The sequence below is a fragment of the Aliarcobacter vitoriensis genome, from assembly GCF_003316695.1.
GTDB lineage: Bacteria > Campylobacterota > Campylobacteria > Campylobacterales > Arcobacteraceae > Aliarcobacter > Aliarcobacter vitoriensis.
On record NZ_PDKB01000003.1, the window covers coordinates 87,098 to 104,065 of the forward strand.

Below are 16,968 nucleotides of genomic sequence, written 5' to 3' on the forward strand. Positions count from 1 at the left end.
CAACCAAATTTTATAACAAGGTGTCAAATGTTAAACTCTTTAAAATCTGGTAATAGACTCAGAATAGATTTCGCAAAAAACCCACAAAAAATTGAAATTCCAAACTTATTACAGTTACAACAAACTTCGTATGATACTTTTTTGATGATAGGTCAAAAAGATAGATCAACAGCTGGTATAGAAAAAGTATTTAAAACAATATTCCCTATACATGATGCACAAAATAGGCTAACTTTAGATTATTTAGGTAGTGAAGTAGGAAAACCTAAATATGATGTTAGAGAGTCAATGGTTAGAGGACTGACTTATTCAATACCTTTAAAAATAAATATTAGATTAACTTTATGGGATCTAGATGAAAAGACTGGTGAAAAAATTGGTGTTAAAGATATAAAAGAACAATCTTTATATATTAGAGAAATACCTTTAATGACAGACAGAACATCATTTATTGTAAATGGTGTAGAAAGGGTTGTTGTTAATCAGTTACATAGATCTCCAGGCGTTATTTTCAAAGAAGATGAGTCAAATACAACAGATAACAAACTTCTTTATACAGGACAAATAATCCCTGATCGTGGTTCTTGGTTATATTTTGAATATGATGCAAAAGACATATTATACGTAAGAATTAATAAAAGAAGAAAAGTTCCAATTACAATTCTTTTTAGAGCATTGGGTTACTCAAAAGAAGATATTGTAAAAATGTTCTATCCTATTGTAAATATTAAGATTAAAAATAATAAATTTTTAACAGAGTTCAATCCTGATGATTTTATGGGAAGAATTGAGCATGATATTAAAGATGATAAAGGGAATCTAGTAATTGGTGCTGGAAAGAGATTGACTGTAAGAAAAGCTAAAGCTCTAATAGAAGGTGGTCTAAAACTTATTGAATATCCACTAGAATTATTAATGGATAGATATACTGCAAATACAATTTATGATCCAGAATCAGGAGAAGTATTATTTGATACATTAACAAATCTTGATGAGCTGAAACTTAAAAAACTTTTGGATTTAGGATTTGAATCTTTTGATATTGCAAATGATTTATCTTCAAGTGCAGATGCTTCTATTATTAATGCATTTAAAGCTGATGGTGAATCGTTAAAACTTTTAAAACAAACTGAGCAAATCGATGATGAAAATGATTTAGCTGCTATTAGAATATATAAAGTTATGAGACCAGGTGAACCTGTAACAAAAGAAGCTGCAAAAGATTTCATAAAAAAATTATTCTTTGATCCAGAAAGATATGATTTAACAAAAGTTGGAAGAATGAAAATGAATCATAAGTTAGGAGTAAATGTTCCAGAATATGTAACAACTCTAACTTACGAAGATGTTATTAAAACTGTTCAATATCTAGTAAAAGTTAAAGCTGGACACGGACATATTGATGATAGAGATCACTTAGGAAATAGAAGAATCAGAGCTATTGGTGAATTATTAGCAAATGAATTGCATGCTGGATTAATTAAAATGCAAAAAACTATTAGAGATAAGATGACAACTCTATCTGGAACTTTAGAAGATATTATGCCACATGATTTAATCAATTCAAAAATGATTACATCTACGATTACAGAGTTCTTTACTTCTGGGCAATTATCTCAATTTATGGACCAAACAAATCCATTATCAGAAGTTACGCATAAAAGAAGACTTTCTGCCCTTGGTGAAGGTGGATTAGTAAAAGAAAGAGCTGGATTTGAAGTAAGAGATGTTCACCCAACTCACTACGGAAGAATATGTCCTGTTGAAACTCCAGAAGGGCAAAATATTGGACTTATTAATACTTTATCAACTTATTCAAAAGTAAATGATTTAGGATTTATAGAGTCTCCTTATAAAAAAGTTGTAGATGGTATTGTAACAAATGAAATTACTTATTATACAGCAACACAAGAAGAGGGGCTTGTAATAGCACCAGGATCAACTAAAGTTGATGAAAATGGAAAAATAGTTGAACCTCTAATTGAAGTTAGATTAAATGGTGAAATTATTTTAATGGAGAGAAATAAAGTTGATTTAATAGATATCTCTTCACAAATGGTTATGGGAGTTGCTGCTTCACTTATTCCATTCTTAGAACACAACGATGCTAATAGAGCATTAATGGGTTCAAATATGATGAGACAAGCTGTTCCATTGATAAAACCAACTGCTCCAATAGTTGGAACAGGACTTGAAAAAACTGTTGCTAGAGATGCTTGGGAAGCAATAAAAGCCCAAAGAGGTGGAGTTGTAGAAAAAGCTGATTCTAAAAATATTTATATCAGTGGGGAAGATGAAAATGGTGCATTTATTGACCATTATGAAGTAAATAAAAATGTTAAAACAAATAATAATACATCTTTTGGGCAAAGAGTTGCTATAAAAGATGGTGATGTTATTGAAAAGGGTCAAGTAATTGCTGATGGACCTTCTATGGATAAAGGTGAATTAGCTGTTGGTATTAATGCTATGGTTGCATTTATGCCATGGAATGGATATAACTATGAAGATGCTATTATTTTAAGTGAGAGATTGATTAAAAAAGATGCTTTCACTTCTGTGCATATTTACGAAAAAGAGATTGATTGTAGAGAGTTAAAGCATGGTAATGAAGAAATTACTAGAGATTTACCAGGAGTTAAAGAAGAATCAATAGTTCACTTAGATAGTTCTGGAATTATTAAAGTTGGAACTTATGTAACTCCAGGAATGATCTTAGTTGGAAAAGTAACTCCAAAAGGGGAGATAAAACCAACTCCTGAAGAGAGGCTTTTAAGAGCAATATTTGGTGATAAAGCTGGACATGTTATAAATAAATCATTATATTGTCCAACATCAATGGAGGGAACAGTTGTTGATGTAAAAGTTTTTACTAAAAAAGGTTATGAAAAGTGTGAAAGAGCAAAAGCTGAAATTGAAGCTGAAAAAAATGAATTAAATCAAAAACATCTTGACAAACTTTTAATGCTTGATAGAGAAGAGGCTTTAAAAATAAACAATCTTTTATCAAAAGCAAAATTGTCAAAAGAGTTAGAACATGAAAATATTGTTTATAAAGAAGGTAAAACTATTCCTCTTGAAGTATTAGTAAACGTAAATAGATTTGCTATGAAAAAAATTGTATCATCTTTTTCAAAAGATATTGAAAAAACATACAATGATATAAAAGAACACTTTATAAAACAAAAAGCTGAATTAAGAAAAGAACACGAAGAGAAAATAGATATTTTAGAGCATGATGATATTTTACCTTCAGGTGTTATAAAACAAGTAAAAGTATATATTGCAACTAAGAGAAAAATCAAAGTTGGGGATAAAATGGCAGGACGACATGGAAATAAAGGTATTGTTTCAAATATCGTTCCAAGAGTTGATATGCCATATTTAGAAGATGGAACTACTGTTGATGTTATTTTAAATCCACTTGGGGTTCCTTCAAGGATGAATATTGGTCAAATTATGGAAGTTCACTTAGGATTAGTTGGTAGAAGATTAGGTAAGCAAATTCAAAAAATATATGAATCTAAAAAAGCTGATTTCGTATCTGAATTAAGAACAAAAATGATCGAAGTTGCAGGTGTTGCAAAACTTATGAATGCAAAAGCTTTTGTAGAAAAATTAACTGATGATGAACTTCTTGATTATGCTAGAGATTGGTCAAAAGGTGTTAAGTTCGCTACACAAATCTTTGATGGTGTTGAAGCCTATGACTTTGAAAAACTATTTGAAATGGCAAAAATTGATAATGATGGAAAATCAGTTTTATATGATGGAAAAACTGGTGAAAGAATGAAAGAAAGAGTAAATGTTGGTTATATGTATATGCTAAAACTTCACCACTTAGTTGATGAAAAAGTTCATGCAAGAAGTACAGGACCATATTCACTTGTAACTCAACAGCCAGTTGGTGGTAAAGCACTATTTGGAGGACAAAGATTCGGAGAGATGGAGGTTTGGGCATTGGAAGCTTATGGTGCAACAAATGTACTAAAAGAGATGCTTACAACAAAATCTGATGATGTTGAAGGTAGAACAAAAGCATATAGAGCTATTGCAAATGGTGAAAATGTTCCACAATCTGGTGTTCCTGAAACATTCTTTGTTTTAACAAAAGAGTTAAAAGCTTTAGCTTTAGATGTAGAGATTTATGAAGAGGTAGAAAACGATGAGCAATAATGAAAAACTGTTATCACCAATTGATATTAAAGAGTTAGAAAGACCACAAGATTTTTCTGCTTTTCAACTAAAATTAGCAAGTCCTGAAAAAATACTTTCTTGGTCTTGTGGGGAAGTAAAAAAACCTGAAACTATTAACTATAGAACACTAAAACCTGAAAGAGACGGTTTATTTTGTGCAAAAATATTTGGACCAGTAAAAGATTATGAATGTCTTTGTGGTAAATATAAAAAAATGAGATACAAAGGTGTTGTATGTGAGAAATGTGGAGTTGAAGTAACTTCTTCAAAAGTAAGACGACATAGAATGGGACATATTGAACTTGTTTCTCCTGTTGCTCATATTTGGATGGTTTCATCACTTCCTTCAAGAATAGGTACTCTTTTAGGTGTTAAATTAAAAGATTTAGAAAGAGTATTATATTATGAAGCATATATCGTAAGTGAGGCTGGAGATTCTTACTATGACAATGAAAAAACGAAAAAAATCGAAAAATATGATATTTTAAATGAAGAACAGTATAGAACTATTGCTGATTTATTTGAACATACTGGTTTTGAAGCAAAGATGGGTGGAGAGATTTTAAAAGAGTTATTAGAAAAACTTGATTTATTTGAGTTATTAACTTTATTAAAAGATGATATGCAATCGACAAAATCTGAAGCAAAAAGAAAAACTATTATTAAAAGATTAAAAGTTGTTGAGAATTTTATCAATAGTGGTAATAGACCAGAGTGGATGATGCTTACAATGTTACCCGTTCTTCCACCAGATTTAAGGCCTCTTGTTTCACTTGACGGTGGAAAATTTGCTGTTTCAGATGTAAATGACTTATATAGAAGGGTTATTAACAGAAATAACAGATTAAAAAGATTGACTGAACTTGATGCTCCTGAAATTATTATTAGAAATGAAAAAAGAATGCTTCAAGAATCTGTTGATGCCTTATTTGATAATGGAAAAACAGCGAATGCAGTAAAAGGCGCAAATAAAAGACCTTTAAAATCTTTAAGCGAAATAATCAAGGGTAAGCAAGGACGATTTAGACAAAACTTACTTGGTAAAAGGGTTGATTTCTCTGGAAGATCTGTAATTGTTGTTGGACCAAATTTAAATATGGATCAATGTGGTATTCCTAAAAAAATGGCTTTAGAATTATTTAAACCACATTTGATGGCAAAGCTTGAAGAAAAAGGTTATGCAACAACTTTAAAAGCTGCTAAAAGATTGATTGAAAGTGAAACAAATGAAGTTTGGGAATGTTTAAATGAAATTGTTGATGAATATCCAATTTTATTAAATAGAGCTCCAACTCTACACAAATTGTCTATTCAAGCTTTTCACCCAGTTTTAATTGATGGAAAAGCTATTAGACTTCACCCTCTTGTTTGTGCTGCTTTTAATGCGGACTTCGATGGGGATCAAATGGCTGTTCACGTTCCTTTATCACAAGAAGCGGTTGCTGAAGCAAAAATTTTAATGATGAGTTCTATGAATATCCTTTTACCAGCATCTGGAAGAGCAATTGCTGTTCCTTCTCAAGATATGATTTTAGGTATTTATTATCTATCTTTACAAAAGGATGGTGTAAAAGGTGAGCATAAACTTTTCACTGATGTAAATGAAGTAAAAATTGCTTTGGATACGAATCAAATTGATTTGCATGCAAAAATTAGAACAAAACTTGATGGAAGAATTGTTTTAACAACAGTTGGAAGATTGATAATTCACGAAATTTTACCAAGCTTCGTTCCTATTAGTTTATGGAATAAAATTTTAAAGAAAAAAGATATTGGTGCTTTAGTTGATTATATTTATAAAGAGGCTGGATATGAAGTAACTCCAAGATTTTTAGATAATTTAAAAAATCTAGGATTTAAGTATGCAACGTCAGCAGGTATATCTATCTCTATTGATGATATTATTGTTCCTGAAACTAAAGTAGATCATATTGCTAAATCTAAAAAAGATGTTATTGAAGTTCAAAAACAGTTTGCACAAGGTCTTTTAACTGAACAAGAAAGATACAATAAGACTATTGATATTTGGACAGAAACTAATAACAAATTAGGTTCTGAGATGATGGAGCTTGTAAAAACAGATAAAAATGGGTTTAACTCTATTTATATGATGGCGGATTCAGGAGCAAGAGGAAGTGCAACTCAAATTAGACAGCTTTCAGGTATGAGAGGTCTTATGGCAAAACCTGATGGAACTATTATTGAAACACCAATTATCTCTAACTTTAAAGAAGGTCTTAATGTTCTTGAATACTTTATTTCTACTCACGGAGCTAGAAAAGGTCTTGCAGATACAGCTTTAAAAACTGCAAATGCTGGATATTTAACAAGAAAATTAATTGACGTTTCTCAAAATGTTAGAATTACAATGGAAGATTGTGGAACACACGAAGGTATTGAAATTACAGATATTACATCTGGAAATGAGTTAATAGAGTCTTTAGAAGAAAGAATTACTGGAAGAGTAATTGCTGAAGATATAATTGATCCAATTTCAAATGAGATTTTATTTACAGAAGGTACTTTAATAACTGAAGAATTTGCAAAAATTGTAAAAGAATCTGAAGTAAAATCTGTTGTTATTAGAACTCCTTTAACTTGTAAAACTGAAAATGGACTTTGTTCAAAATGTTATGGATTAAATTTAGGTGAGCAAAGAAAAGCAAAACCAGGAGAAGCTGTTGGAGTTGTTGCTGCACAATCTATTGGAGAACCTGGAACACAGTTAACACTACGAACTTTCCACGTTGGAGGGACTGCAAGTGCTACTCAAACTGAAAGAGAGTTAAAAGCAGATAAAGAAGGATTTATTAGATATTACAATATTAAAAAGTATGAAACAGCAGAAGGTAAAATAATTGTTGCAAATAGAAGAAATGCTGGAATATTATTGGTTGAACCAAAAATAAATGCTCCATTCAAAGGTAAAGTTACAGTTGAAACGTTACATGAAGAAGTTATTTTAACAATTAAAAATTCAAAAGAAGAAAAATCATATTATTTAAGAAAAAATGATGTTGCTAAAGTTAATGAACTTGCGGGAATTTCAGGAAAAATTGAAGGAAAATTATATTTACCATTTAAAGATGGTGAAGAGGTTGAAAATAATGACTCTATCGTTGAAATAATCAAAGATGGATGGAATGTTCCAAATAGAATTCCTTATGCTTCTGAATTAAAAGTTGCAGATGGTGCTCCTGTTACTTCTAAGGTTATTTCTGGTGCAAAAGGTATGTTAAAGTATTATAAACTAACTGGAGATTATTTAGAAAGAAGACATGATATAAAAGCTGGTGATAAAGTTGTAGAAAAAGGTCTTTTTGCAGTTGTTGCTGATGCTGATGATAGAGAAGCTATTAGACACTATATTTCAAGAGGTTCTTCAATTGTATTAGATGATAATAGCGAAGTTACAAAAGATACAATTATCTCTTCTCCTACTGTTAGTGAGCAAGTTGTTATTGCTGAATGGGATCCTTATGCAAACCCAACAATAGCAGAAAAAGCTGGTATTGTATCGTTTGAAGATATTATTCCTGGAGTTACGGTTTCGGAACAGTTTGATGAGCTAACAGGAACTTCAAAATTAGTTGTTAATGAATATATACCAAGTGGTTATAAACCAACAGTTATTTTGGCAACAGATGATAAAGATCTTATTAGATATGCATTAGATCCAAAGGCATCTTTAAATATTCAAGAAGGTAAAAGAGTAGAATTGGCTGATATTATTGCAAAAACTCCAAAAGCTACTCAAAAATCTAAAGATATTACGGGAGGTCTTCCTAGAGTATCTGAATTATTTGAAGCAAGACGTCCAAAAAATATTGCTATATTAGCATCATTTGATGGAGTAGTTTCTTTTGGTAAACCTCTAAGAAATAAACAAAAACTTGTAATTACTGATATTACTGGAAATACGGCTGAGTATTTAGTTGAAAAAGGTAAACAAGTTTTAGTTCATGAAGGAGAATTTGTACATGCTGGTGAATCTTTAACTGATGGTCAAGTTTCTCCTCATGACGTATTAAAAATATTGGGAGAAAAAGCGCTTCATTATTTTATAGTTTCTGAAGTTCAACAAGTTTATAGATCTCAAGGGGTTAATATTGCAGATAAACATATTGAGGTAATTACATCTCAAATGTTAAGACAAGTATCAATTCTTGATGGTGGAGATACTAAGTTTATTATTGGTGATATGGTTTCTAAAAAGAAATTTAAACTTGAAAATGAAAAGATCATTAGAATGGGTGGACAACCAGCTATTGCTGAACCAGTTTTACTTGGAATTACGAGAGCAGCTGTTACATCAGATTCTATTATTTCTGCTGCTTCTTTCCAAGAAACTACAAAAGTTTTAACAGAAGCTGCAATCAGTGCTAAAATGGATATGCTTGAAGATCTTAAAGAAAATGTTGTAATAGGAAGAACAATTCCTGTTGGAACAGGATTATATAAAGATCAAAAAGTTAAATTCTCAGAAAACTAAAAAATAGGGCTTTGCCCTATTACTAAGAAAACTTATGGAAACAATATATTTTTTTATAATTTTTATTGCAATTGAGCTTTTTGAAGTAAATTGGCAGAAAGCAGATACAATGTTTGGTTTAGTAGAAAATAACTATGCCATGTATGAAAAAAGTGTTTTTTTGTATTTAGGATTACATTTATCATTTTTTTATTCAATTTATGTAGCATTTAGTTTAAGTAATTTCGGATTTTTTATGAGTTCAATAATAGTATTGAAATTTTTAGAGATTTGTTTTAAACTTTTATTTATGCAAAGATTATATCAAGGAAGAAAACTTGAAGATATAGCTCCGTATGATGTTGCTATTACGCCAGGATTTAGATATTTTAATTTATTAATATATCCTAGTTGTTTTATTCTTGCTACATTTATATAATTAAAATTGTGCTAGAATCTAAAAAAATTTAAAAAGGAACGATTATGCAGTATTTAGTAATTGCTTATGATAATGAAGGTGCTTTAGAAAGAAGACAAGAGGCAAGAGAAGCTCATTTAGAAGGTGCTAGAAAATTAATTGCTGAAGGTAAAATTATAAATGCTGGAGCATTAATAGAAGATGATGTTATGGTTGGTTCAACTTTATTTGTTGATTTTGAAACAGATGAAGAAATTGATGAATGGCTTTTAAATGAACCTTATGTTAAAAATAATGTTTGGAATATGGATGAATTCCAGATGGTTCCTGTAAAACTACTTCCAAAAAACTAAAAACTAACTCATATAGGCCCAATTTATCGGGCTTATTGCTATACTATCTACTTAAATGAAAACAAACTAAAACATATAATTTTAAATAAAATCAAATAATTTTCAGGTATTATTCTAGGTACTAAAATTAAAATAAATAGTGAGTACCTTAAAATGCCAAAAATATCAAAACCACTTTATGAATCAGAGATTAAAAATGCAAGATATACAACTGATGAGGAGTTTGAAATATTAAAAAATGAATTAATAAAATCTAATTCAAAAGAAAAAGCTATTAAAAAGAATAAATTAGCAGATGGGAAAGGATTATATTTAATTATTAAACCTAATGGATCTAAATTATGGAGATTTGATTTTAGGTATGGAAATAAGAATCTTAGCATGTCTTTTGGAGTTTATCCTGAAGTGTCTTTAAAAGAAGCTAGAGAAAAAAGAGAAGAGGCTAGATGGTTATTATCAAAAAATATTAATCCTATATCAGCAAAGAGGATAAAAAGAGCTTCAGAATTTCTTACTTTAAGTATGGTTATTGATGAATGGTTGGAATTAAGATCTAAAAGTTCAAGTGAAGCAACAATAATCCAAAATAGAAGAATGTTAAATAATATTACAAATTGGTTAGGCAATATTGCTATAAAAGATATTAAAAGAGTTGATATTATAAATATTTTGGAAAAAATACAAAATAAAGGAGTAATTGAAACTGCTCATAGAGTTTTATCTTTAATGAATAAAATATATATGTTTGCTGTTACTAAAGAGTATATAGAGCATAATATAATTGCTGATATAGATAAAAAATCTGTATTGGTTCCTAGTAATAAAAATATTCATCATCCAGCAATAACTTTACCTGATGAAATAAAAGTGCTATTAAGAGATATTAATTCTATTGGTGAAAGATTTAGATCTAATATTAGTATTATATTTATTTTTAAAATAATACCTTATGTTTTTGTAAGAAGTGAGAATATAAGACTTATGAGATGGAATGAAATAGATTTAGAAAAAGGAATCTGGGAAATACCTAAAGAAAAAATGAAAACTCATATTGATTTTGTTTGTCCTTTATCAAGACAAGCAGTAGATATTATAAAACAAATAGAACCATATTCAAGACATAGAAGTGAATTTGTATTTCCATCACCTTTTAAAGCTGATAGAGGAATTGCTGGAGCAACATTATCAGATACATTAAATAAATTGGGTTATCAAAATAAACATACTTTCCATGGATTTAGAAGTATGTTCTCAACAATAGCTTATGAATATTACAAAGAACATGGATTTCATAGTGATATTATTGAATCTTGTTTAGCTCATAAAGAAAAGAATAGGGTAAAAGCAGCTTATAATAGAGAATCAAAATATAAATATTATGATGAAAAAAAAGAGTTAATGCAATGGTGGGCTAATTGGTTGGATAATTTAGTAAAATAAAATTAATTTAAGTTCCTTATAAAGGAACAAAAGGTAATATTTAAAATGAATATAATAAGTAAAAGAACATTAGTGCAATTTTATGAAAAACATCCACAAGCTAAAACACCTTTAGAGGTATGGCATCAAGATGCAAAAAAAGCTGAGTGGAAAACTCCTGATGATATTAAAAAAATTTATTCTAGTGCATCTTTTTTAGAAGATAATAGAGTTGTTTTTAATATCAAAGGCAATGATTATAGGTTAGTTGTACATATTGATTATTTAAGAAAATTAGTAAGAGTGAAATTTATTGGTACTCATAGTGAGTATGATAAAATAAATGCAAAGGAAATCTAAAATGCAATTAAAAATTTTAAAAACTGAAAAAGATTATGATAAAGCTTTAAATAGAATTGATGAATTAATGGAACTAAATCCAAAGATAGGAACTCCAGAGAGTGATGAACTTGAGATATTAGTTTTATTAGTTGAAAAATATGAAGATATAAACTGGAATATTGAAACTCCAGACCCTATTGAAGCTATAAAATATAGAATGGAAGAGATGAACTTAAAACAAAAAGATTTAATACCTTATATTGGAAATAAAAGTAAAGTATCAGAGCTTTTAAATAGAAAAATATCTCTATCTTTAACTATGGTTAGAAATTTATCTCAAGCTTTACATATTCCTGTAGAGACTTTGATTAAGAGTATTTAAAATATTTATTTCTGCACTTATTATTTTTGAAATACTTTTATTACTAAATATAAGGTTGTAATTAAGATCAGAACAAGCAGGGTTTTAGTACTTCTGCGAAATTAATCTCAGATTTATTTTCAATCAAGATCTTTCTTTATCTTGTCCTCTATCTTTTGGCTTAAAAGGTTTTTCTTGCGTTTTATTTTGCAGTGTATGGATTGTTTTATCAATATTTTTTATAAGGTTTTCTATATTATCAGTTGGTAGCATAGAAAGTCTTCCATTTTCGTCTTTATGAATAATAATTCCGCCTGTTGAACTTTTTATTCCTGAATTATATATCTTTTGTAAAAACTTTATATATTCTAAGAATTTCTGAGAGTTATTAATACCAACTTTATTATATCCATAAAGTATTTCTTTGCAGCTAAGCTTTTCATTATGATTTAAAAAATTATCTATAAAATTATCTATTTCAAATAGTTCATTATCTTTAAAATATTTTAAATATTTATAAAAATTTATTGTTGCTTCATTTGTTATTGTTCCAATTCCTATATAATGACAAGATTCTGATATTTCAATTAAATGTATATTTTCAGGTTTATTCAGCTCTTCTTCTAACTTTTTTGCTTTTTTATTTTCTTTTTTATCTGCACTATCTCTTTTAAATTCAATAATTAAATATGTACCATTTACAGATTGTATTAAATCAGATAATTTAGAATCAGCTGGTGTTTGTTGAAATAAATTAACTGAAGATTTATTTTCAAGTCCATTTTTACCTACTTTTATTCCTAATTGGTAAATAAAACTACCTATATAAATATTTTCATATATATTCATGTTGTGTACCTTTTGATATTCTAATTGAGCTCTTCATAATTCTTAAATAAATTTTTATATCTTCTATATTTGGGATTAACTTGAATGGCATAATTAAGCATTCCTAATAAACTTCTTTTAGATTTTATATCGATTTTATTTTTTAATTCTTTGATTTTATCTTTATGTTTTGTTAAAAGTCTAAAACCATATTTTGTAATTTGCACACCTGTAATTTTAGATTTATTATTAATCTTACCTCTATATACCTTTCCATTATGAACTGTATAACCATATTTCTTTATAATATTATATACTTGCTGATGAAATTTATATGTTAAAACTTTTTTTGAGGAGAAAGAAATATCATCAACATAAACAGTAAAAATTACATCATTATGTTTTGATAATTTATATAATTCATCAAACATTTTTTTATTTATTACGTACGCAAAATATTGACTTAATACACTTCCTGTCACTAAAGCTCTTTTATTATTAGCTTTTTCTTGAGGAACAGTGACAGCATTGGATATAAATTCAGCAACATTACTAGATTGTTGATAAGTCATAATTAATTGTTTTTTTATTTTTGCTTTTGTTGTCGAAGGATAAAAACCTTTTATATCAACTAAAAGAAAAAAATTACTATCTTTATGTGCTAAAGCATTTGTTATATGAGATTCTTTTTTTATTCCAGATTTTAAATATTCACTTTCTTCTATCTTAAAGAGTTTTATAAATCTCTGATGTATTTGGGTTATTCTCTTATTACATCTAAATAACTCTCTTTCATTTTTCTCAAATTTTCTGAAAAATTTAAAAGGATTTGCTGATAAATTAGCATTTAAAGATTTAAAATATTTATCATCTTCAATATTTAAATAAGATTTTAGTTTGTTTAGTGATTTGCAATTATATAAGGTACAACTATAAGGATTCAAATTTTAATTTCTTTTTATAAAATAAACCGTTAATAACTGTTACTACTGCTGTAGCACCTGAGGATATATAAATATAATCTATAATCCCTAATTTTAATTTAAATTTAGTCTTTTTTGACTTATATTTAAATTTCATATCGAATACCTCCTATCAAAAAAATCACTTGTAAAACAAGTCGTGCCACACATTTTTTTGTAAGTTTTTGGTACTATTAACGGTTTTTAAGTGCCACTTTAATTAGAGTAAGTTTTATAACTTTAATTTAATGATTAGGCACATTATACAGTTTAGATTTATAAGCATTTATTGTATTAGATATACTTATCGTCTGCCCTGAATTTAATTTGAATGTATTTATACATTCCGATTTTACTTTAAAGTAAAATACTGGAGATTATCTCCTCTTATTTGTGATAGCCGTTGCAATTATAGCATAAAATAAATAATAAATGTTTAATCTAGTGAATTTATTTTTATATATAATCATTAATTTTTCTAAATTTATTATGGATAAAAAACATACCTTCTTCTCTGGGATAATCTTCTGTTACTGGTTCTCTTGCGAAAATCATTTTTGTGTCACCATTATTTATATTTTGTTTTATTTCTTCTAATAATTTAAAAGGATCATTTTTAAATTTTTCAAAATCATATTTTGTAAATAGCATTTTTAACTCTTAAATTTTTTTGTATTAACATATAAATAATTATAAGAGTATAAATCTCTGAAGAGGGTATTATTTGCCCTCTGATATAAAAAGTATTTATTTTATTTAATGAATTTATTTTTATTCTTCTTTTTTTTGGTTATTCGATATTACGATTAAAACTTTTTTAACTACTTCACTAATTCTTTATACTGAATGATATAAGTTCCTATATTTTCAATACTATCAATTTTTATATTTAATACTTTTTCTAGACTAGTTTTTAAATTATTAAAGAAATATAATATATCAGCTTTTAGATTAGAAATATTAGCATCATTAGATTTATAGAAATTTAACAATGTTATAAAATTATCTTGAATACATAAATTTAAAAAATATAAATCTTCTTGTTTAAAATTATTAATAAAATTAGATAATTCTCTTAGAGTATTTATTGTATTAAATTCTAAATCTATATATTGTGGCTTAATAGCTTCTTGATTATATATAAAATCTATAGCTTTAAATGGGTTTAGGCTATTAGCATTAGGTTGATTATTAATACAAAAATCTAAAAAATAATTCTTAAAAAAAAGCAACTCATTTGTTCCTTCCCATTGTTTCTCTTTATTCTGATATCCATTTTTTATATAGTCTAAAATAAAGTTTGTAAAATAATAAAAATAATCATAATGATAGGTTGAATTTAAACTATCTGAGTTTTGCAATAATTTTAATTTTTTTAAAAAGTTCATACAAGATAAAAGTGAATATTGATTTAAATTATCAAATTTACTGATATTTCCAGTTTTTAAAAATTCTTCTATTTCATAATTAGTGAAATACTTGTCAATAAGTTCAATAATTGGTCTTTTTTCTCTTTTCCATACGTAATATGTATTTCTTGAATAGCACATAAGTTGAAGAATATTTTTTTCATTTACCATAATAGTATAACCTTTATTTTGTATTTTAAAGATACATATTACAATAAATGTAATTAAAAAGTACTAAATAAATACTATTTAATTATATATTAAGATTTGTAATGTAATAATACAATTTATATCAATATAAGTTTATTTGTATTGATATAATACTATTAAAAGGAAAGAAATGGAAGATAAATTGATACAAAAAAAAGAAATTCTTCATTATATAGGTATAGGAGAATCAAAATTAGACGAAATAATTAAAAAAGGAAATTTTATTAAACCTATATTAATTAATGGATTTGCATACCCATTATATAGTACATCAGAAATAAAAGATTGGATTGAGAGGCAGAAACAAAAAAGAAAATAAATAAACTCACTCTTTTAATGAACTTTGGCGAGTAATAAAAGAGAGAGAATAATTAAATCCCAATCAAAGGTTTTAATCGACTGCATTATATCTAACATAAATATATTAATTGCTTATCGATTATTAAATGACATATATAAATATAAAGGATAAATATGTCCCAAAATAAAAAATACTATTGGTTAAAACTTAAAGAAGATTTTTTTGAGCGAGATGAGATAAAAATTATCGAATCACAAAAAAATGGTAAAGATTATATAAATTTCTATTTTAAGCTTTTACTTAAAAGCTTAAAGACAGAGGGAACTTTAAGGTTTCGGGATGCTATCCCATACAATCTTGAGATGTTAAGCACAATAACTAATTGCAATGTAGATACTGTTAATACAGCAATTAACACATTTATAGAATTAGGTTTAATGGAAAAATGGGAAGACGGTACTTTTTTTATGATTGAAGTCCAAAATATGGTGGGTTCTGAAACTTCATGGGCAGAAAAAAAGAGAGAATATAGAAATAAAAAGACAATGTCCTCTAATTGTCCTGACAATTTAAATAAAAAACAAGGACATGTCCGACAAGAGATAGAGATAGATAATAGAGATAGAGAAGAAAAAAATGAGTTCTGGGAAAATTGGAATAAATCTCAAGTAAAAAAATCAATGAAAATATCAAAACTTGAAGATTTAAATATTGCTAATCGCAATAGTAAGGTATTAGAGTAACAAATACCCAAAAACTACGGGGATAGTATAGATTGGGTAAGAGATATTTCTTACCCGTAGTTGGTTCGATTTTTTAACGGGGCTAAAGCCCCTAAAAATCAAACTTTTGAAAATAAATAAAATATAAAAAGGAAAAATTAAAATGAAAGAAATTAAAACACATCATAAGTCTATCTTTTGCATTTTAAATTCAAAAGGTGGGGTTGGGAAAACAACTGTTGCTATGCAGGTTATCGCCCCAGCATTGTATCTTAATCATCCAGATAAAAAAATAACTGTGTGGGAAATAGATAATAACAATAAAAGTAATAAACATATTTCATCTAAATATCTTAAATATGAGAGTATAAAACTTGATAAAAGTGAAATGGCTATTAATGATATAGAGTTTTCAAATCTTACAGATCCGAATACTATACATGTTATTGATGGAGGTGGATCAGATGATTCTAAATTCATATTAAAGCATCTTAAACAAGTTAATTTAACAGGGCTTCAATATATAATACCTACAAATGATGATATTGAAACAATAGAAAATATTTTAGCAATAATCGAAATCATAAGACAACAAGATAAATTTGGAAAGATTTATCTTGTTTTAAATAGGTGTGTTTCACTAACGGAAGAAAAAATAAAACAGCAATTCATAAACATATTTGGTTCAAGCGAACTAGGAATTAATAGCAACATTGAGGCTTTAGCCATTGATGAAATATTGTTTGTAGAAAATTCGATTGTATATACACTTTTAAAGAGTCATTATAAGATTGCGATGCTGGATTTTTACTTTGAATCGCTTGATCTACGAGAAAATATTCAAGAATATAAAGTTCAATGGAGTCAACAAGGACATGAAGTTTTTACTGCCAATAGTAATAAATTTAAATTTTCAAATCTTGTTCTTGATTTAATTGAAAAACTTGAACCGATTAGAAAAGCACTTTCATAGGT

Annotated in this window: 14 protein-coding genes; 10 read left to right on the forward strand and 4 right to left on the reverse strand. The window is 27.4% G+C overall.

The annotated features are described in order from the left end of the window. Window positions 1–27: 27 nt before the first annotated feature. The 7 genes from rpoB to CRU91_RS02365 all read left to right on the forward strand — a co-directional run bounded on the left by rpoB (window position 28) and on the right by CRU91_RS02365 (window position 11,582). Complete coding sequence (gene rpoB / locus CRU91_RS02335; RefSeq protein ID WP_113892993.1) at window positions 28–4,176, forward strand: DNA-directed RNA polymerase subunit beta; 4,149 nt, start codon at window positions 28–30, stop codon at window positions 4,174–4,176. Further along, window positions 4,166–8,689: a DNA-directed RNA polymerase subunit beta' gene (rpoC, locus tag CRU91_RS02340; protein ID WP_113892995.1), complete on the forward strand. Its 4,524-nt coding sequence runs from the start codon at window positions 4,166–4,168 to the stop codon at window positions 8,687–8,689. The genes rpoB and rpoC overlap by 11 nt, the downstream gene beginning before the upstream one ends. Window positions 8,690–8,723: 34 nt before the next feature. Next, on the forward strand, window positions 8,724–9,107 hold the full coding sequence (locus CRU91_RS02345) for a hypothetical protein (RefSeq protein ID WP_113892997.1): 384 nt from the start codon (window positions 8,724–8,726) through the stop codon (window positions 9,105–9,107). Between the two features lie 44 nt (window positions 9,108–9,151). After that, a complete protein-coding gene (locus CRU91_RS02350) occupies window positions 9,152–9,439 on the forward strand; it encodes a YciI family protein (protein ID WP_113892998.1) in 288 nt (95 codons plus the stop codon). Window positions 9,440–9,592: 153 nt separating this feature from the next. After that, window positions 9,593–10,879, forward strand: coding sequence for a tyrosine-type recombinase/integrase (locus CRU91_RS02355; protein ID WP_113893000.1), 1,287 nt, complete (start codon window positions 9,593–9,595; stop codon window positions 10,877–10,879). Between the two features lie 45 nt (window positions 10,880–10,924). Continuing rightward, window positions 10,925–11,218 (forward strand): type II toxin-antitoxin system HigB family toxin, encoded by a 294-nt coding sequence (locus CRU91_RS02360; protein WP_113893002.1) that lies wholly within the window; start codon window positions 10,925–10,927, stop codon window positions 11,216–11,218. 1 nt (window position 11,219) lies between these two features. Beyond that, window positions 11,220–11,582, forward strand: a complete 363-nt coding sequence (locus tag CRU91_RS02365) for a helix-turn-helix domain-containing protein (protein WP_113893004.1) — start codon at window positions 11,220–11,222, stop codon at window positions 11,580–11,582. Between the two features lie 123 nt (window positions 11,583–11,705). On the opposite strand, the gene CRU91_RS02370 is transcribed toward CRU91_RS02365, so the two are convergent. From CRU91_RS02370 to CRU91_RS02385, 4 genes are all read right to left on the reverse strand, one after another. Then, window positions 11,706–12,410, reverse strand: coding sequence for a hypothetical protein (locus CRU91_RS02370; protein WP_113893006.1), 705 nt, complete (start codon window positions 12,408–12,410; stop codon window positions 11,706–11,708). Window positions 12,411–12,430: 20 nt separating this feature from the next. Beyond that, a complete protein-coding gene (locus tag CRU91_RS02375; RefSeq protein ID WP_113893008.1) occupies window positions 12,431–13,333 on the reverse strand; it encodes an RNA-dependent RNA polymerase family protein in 903 nt (300 codons plus the stop codon). A gap of 474 nt (window positions 13,334–13,807) precedes the next feature. Further along, the gene (locus CRU91_RS02380) at window positions 13,808–14,002 is read right to left on the reverse strand and encodes a hypothetical protein (RefSeq protein WP_113893010.1); all 195 of its coding nucleotides are present in this window, start codon (window positions 14,000–14,002) and stop codon (window positions 13,808–13,810) included. A 170-nt stretch (window positions 14,003–14,172) separates the two neighbouring features. Then, the gene (locus CRU91_RS02385; RefSeq protein ID WP_113893012.1) at window positions 14,173–14,931 is read right to left on the reverse strand and encodes a hypothetical protein; all 759 of its coding nucleotides are present in this window, start codon (window positions 14,929–14,931) and stop codon (window positions 14,173–14,175) included. Window positions 14,932–15,100: 169 nt separating this feature from the next. Here CRU91_RS02385 and CRU91_RS02390 point away from each other — a divergent pair, with 169 nt between their 5' ends. From CRU91_RS02390 to CRU91_RS02400, 3 genes are all read left to right on the forward strand, one after another. Beyond that, the gene (locus CRU91_RS02390; protein WP_113893014.1) at window positions 15,101–15,289 is read left to right on the forward strand and encodes a helix-turn-helix transcriptional regulator; all 189 of its coding nucleotides are present in this window, start codon (window positions 15,101–15,103) and stop codon (window positions 15,287–15,289) included. Between the two features lie 155 nt (window positions 15,290–15,444). Next, window positions 15,445–16,014, forward strand: a complete 570-nt coding sequence (locus CRU91_RS02395; RefSeq protein ID WP_113893016.1) for a phage replisome organizer N-terminal domain-containing protein — start codon at window positions 15,445–15,447, stop codon at window positions 16,012–16,014. Window positions 16,015–16,156: 142 nt separating this feature from the next. Continuing rightward, a complete protein-coding gene (locus tag CRU91_RS02400; protein WP_113893018.1) occupies window positions 16,157–16,966 on the forward strand; it encodes a P-loop NTPase family protein in 810 nt (269 codons plus the stop codon). Window positions 16,967–16,968 lie beyond the last annotated feature (2 nt).

Excerpts from the sequence above, each read along its gene's own strand:
- rpoB (WP_113892993.1), top strand. The coding sequence starts at position 28 with ATGTTAAACTCTTTAAAATCTGGTAATAGACTCAGAATAGATTTCGCA.
- rpoC (WP_113892995.1), top strand. The coding sequence starts at position 4,166 with ATGAGCAATAATGAAAAACTGTTATCACCAATTGATATTAAAGAGTTA.
- CRU91_RS02345 (WP_113892997.1), top strand. The coding sequence starts at position 8,724 with ATGGAAACAATATATTTTTTTATAATTTTTATTGCAATTGAGCTTTTT.
- CRU91_RS02350 (WP_113892998.1), top strand. The coding sequence starts at position 9,152 with ATGCAGTATTTAGTAATTGCTTATGATAATGAAGGTGCTTTAGAAAGA.
- CRU91_RS02355 (WP_113893000.1), top strand. The coding sequence starts at position 9,593 with ATGCCAAAAATATCAAAACCACTTTATGAATCAGAGATTAAAAATGCA.
- CRU91_RS02360 (WP_113893002.1), top strand. The coding sequence starts at position 10,925 with ATGAATATAATAAGTAAAAGAACATTAGTGCAATTTTATGAAAAACAT.
- CRU91_RS02365 (WP_113893004.1), top strand. The coding sequence starts at position 11,220 with ATGCAATTAAAAATTTTAAAAACTGAAAAAGATTATGATAAAGCTTTA.
- CRU91_RS02370 (WP_113893006.1), bottom strand. The coding sequence starts at position 12,410 with ATGAATATATATGAAAATATTTATATAGGTAGTTTTATTTACCAATTA.
- CRU91_RS02380 (WP_113893010.1), bottom strand. The coding sequence starts at position 14,002 with ATGCTATTTACAAAATATGATTTTGAAAAATTTAAAAATGATCCTTTT.
- CRU91_RS02385 (WP_113893012.1), bottom strand. The coding sequence starts at position 14,931 with ATGGTAAATGAAAAAAATATTCTTCAACTTATGTGCTATTCAAGAAAT.
- CRU91_RS02390 (WP_113893014.1), top strand. The coding sequence starts at position 15,101 with ATGGAAGATAAATTGATACAAAAAAAAGAAATTCTTCATTATATAGGT.
- CRU91_RS02395 (WP_113893016.1), top strand. The coding sequence starts at position 15,445 with ATGTCCCAAAATAAAAAATACTATTGGTTAAAACTTAAAGAAGATTTT.
- CRU91_RS02400 (WP_113893018.1), top strand. The coding sequence starts at position 16,157 with ATGAAAGAAATTAAAACACATCATAAGTCTATCTTTTGCATTTTAAAT.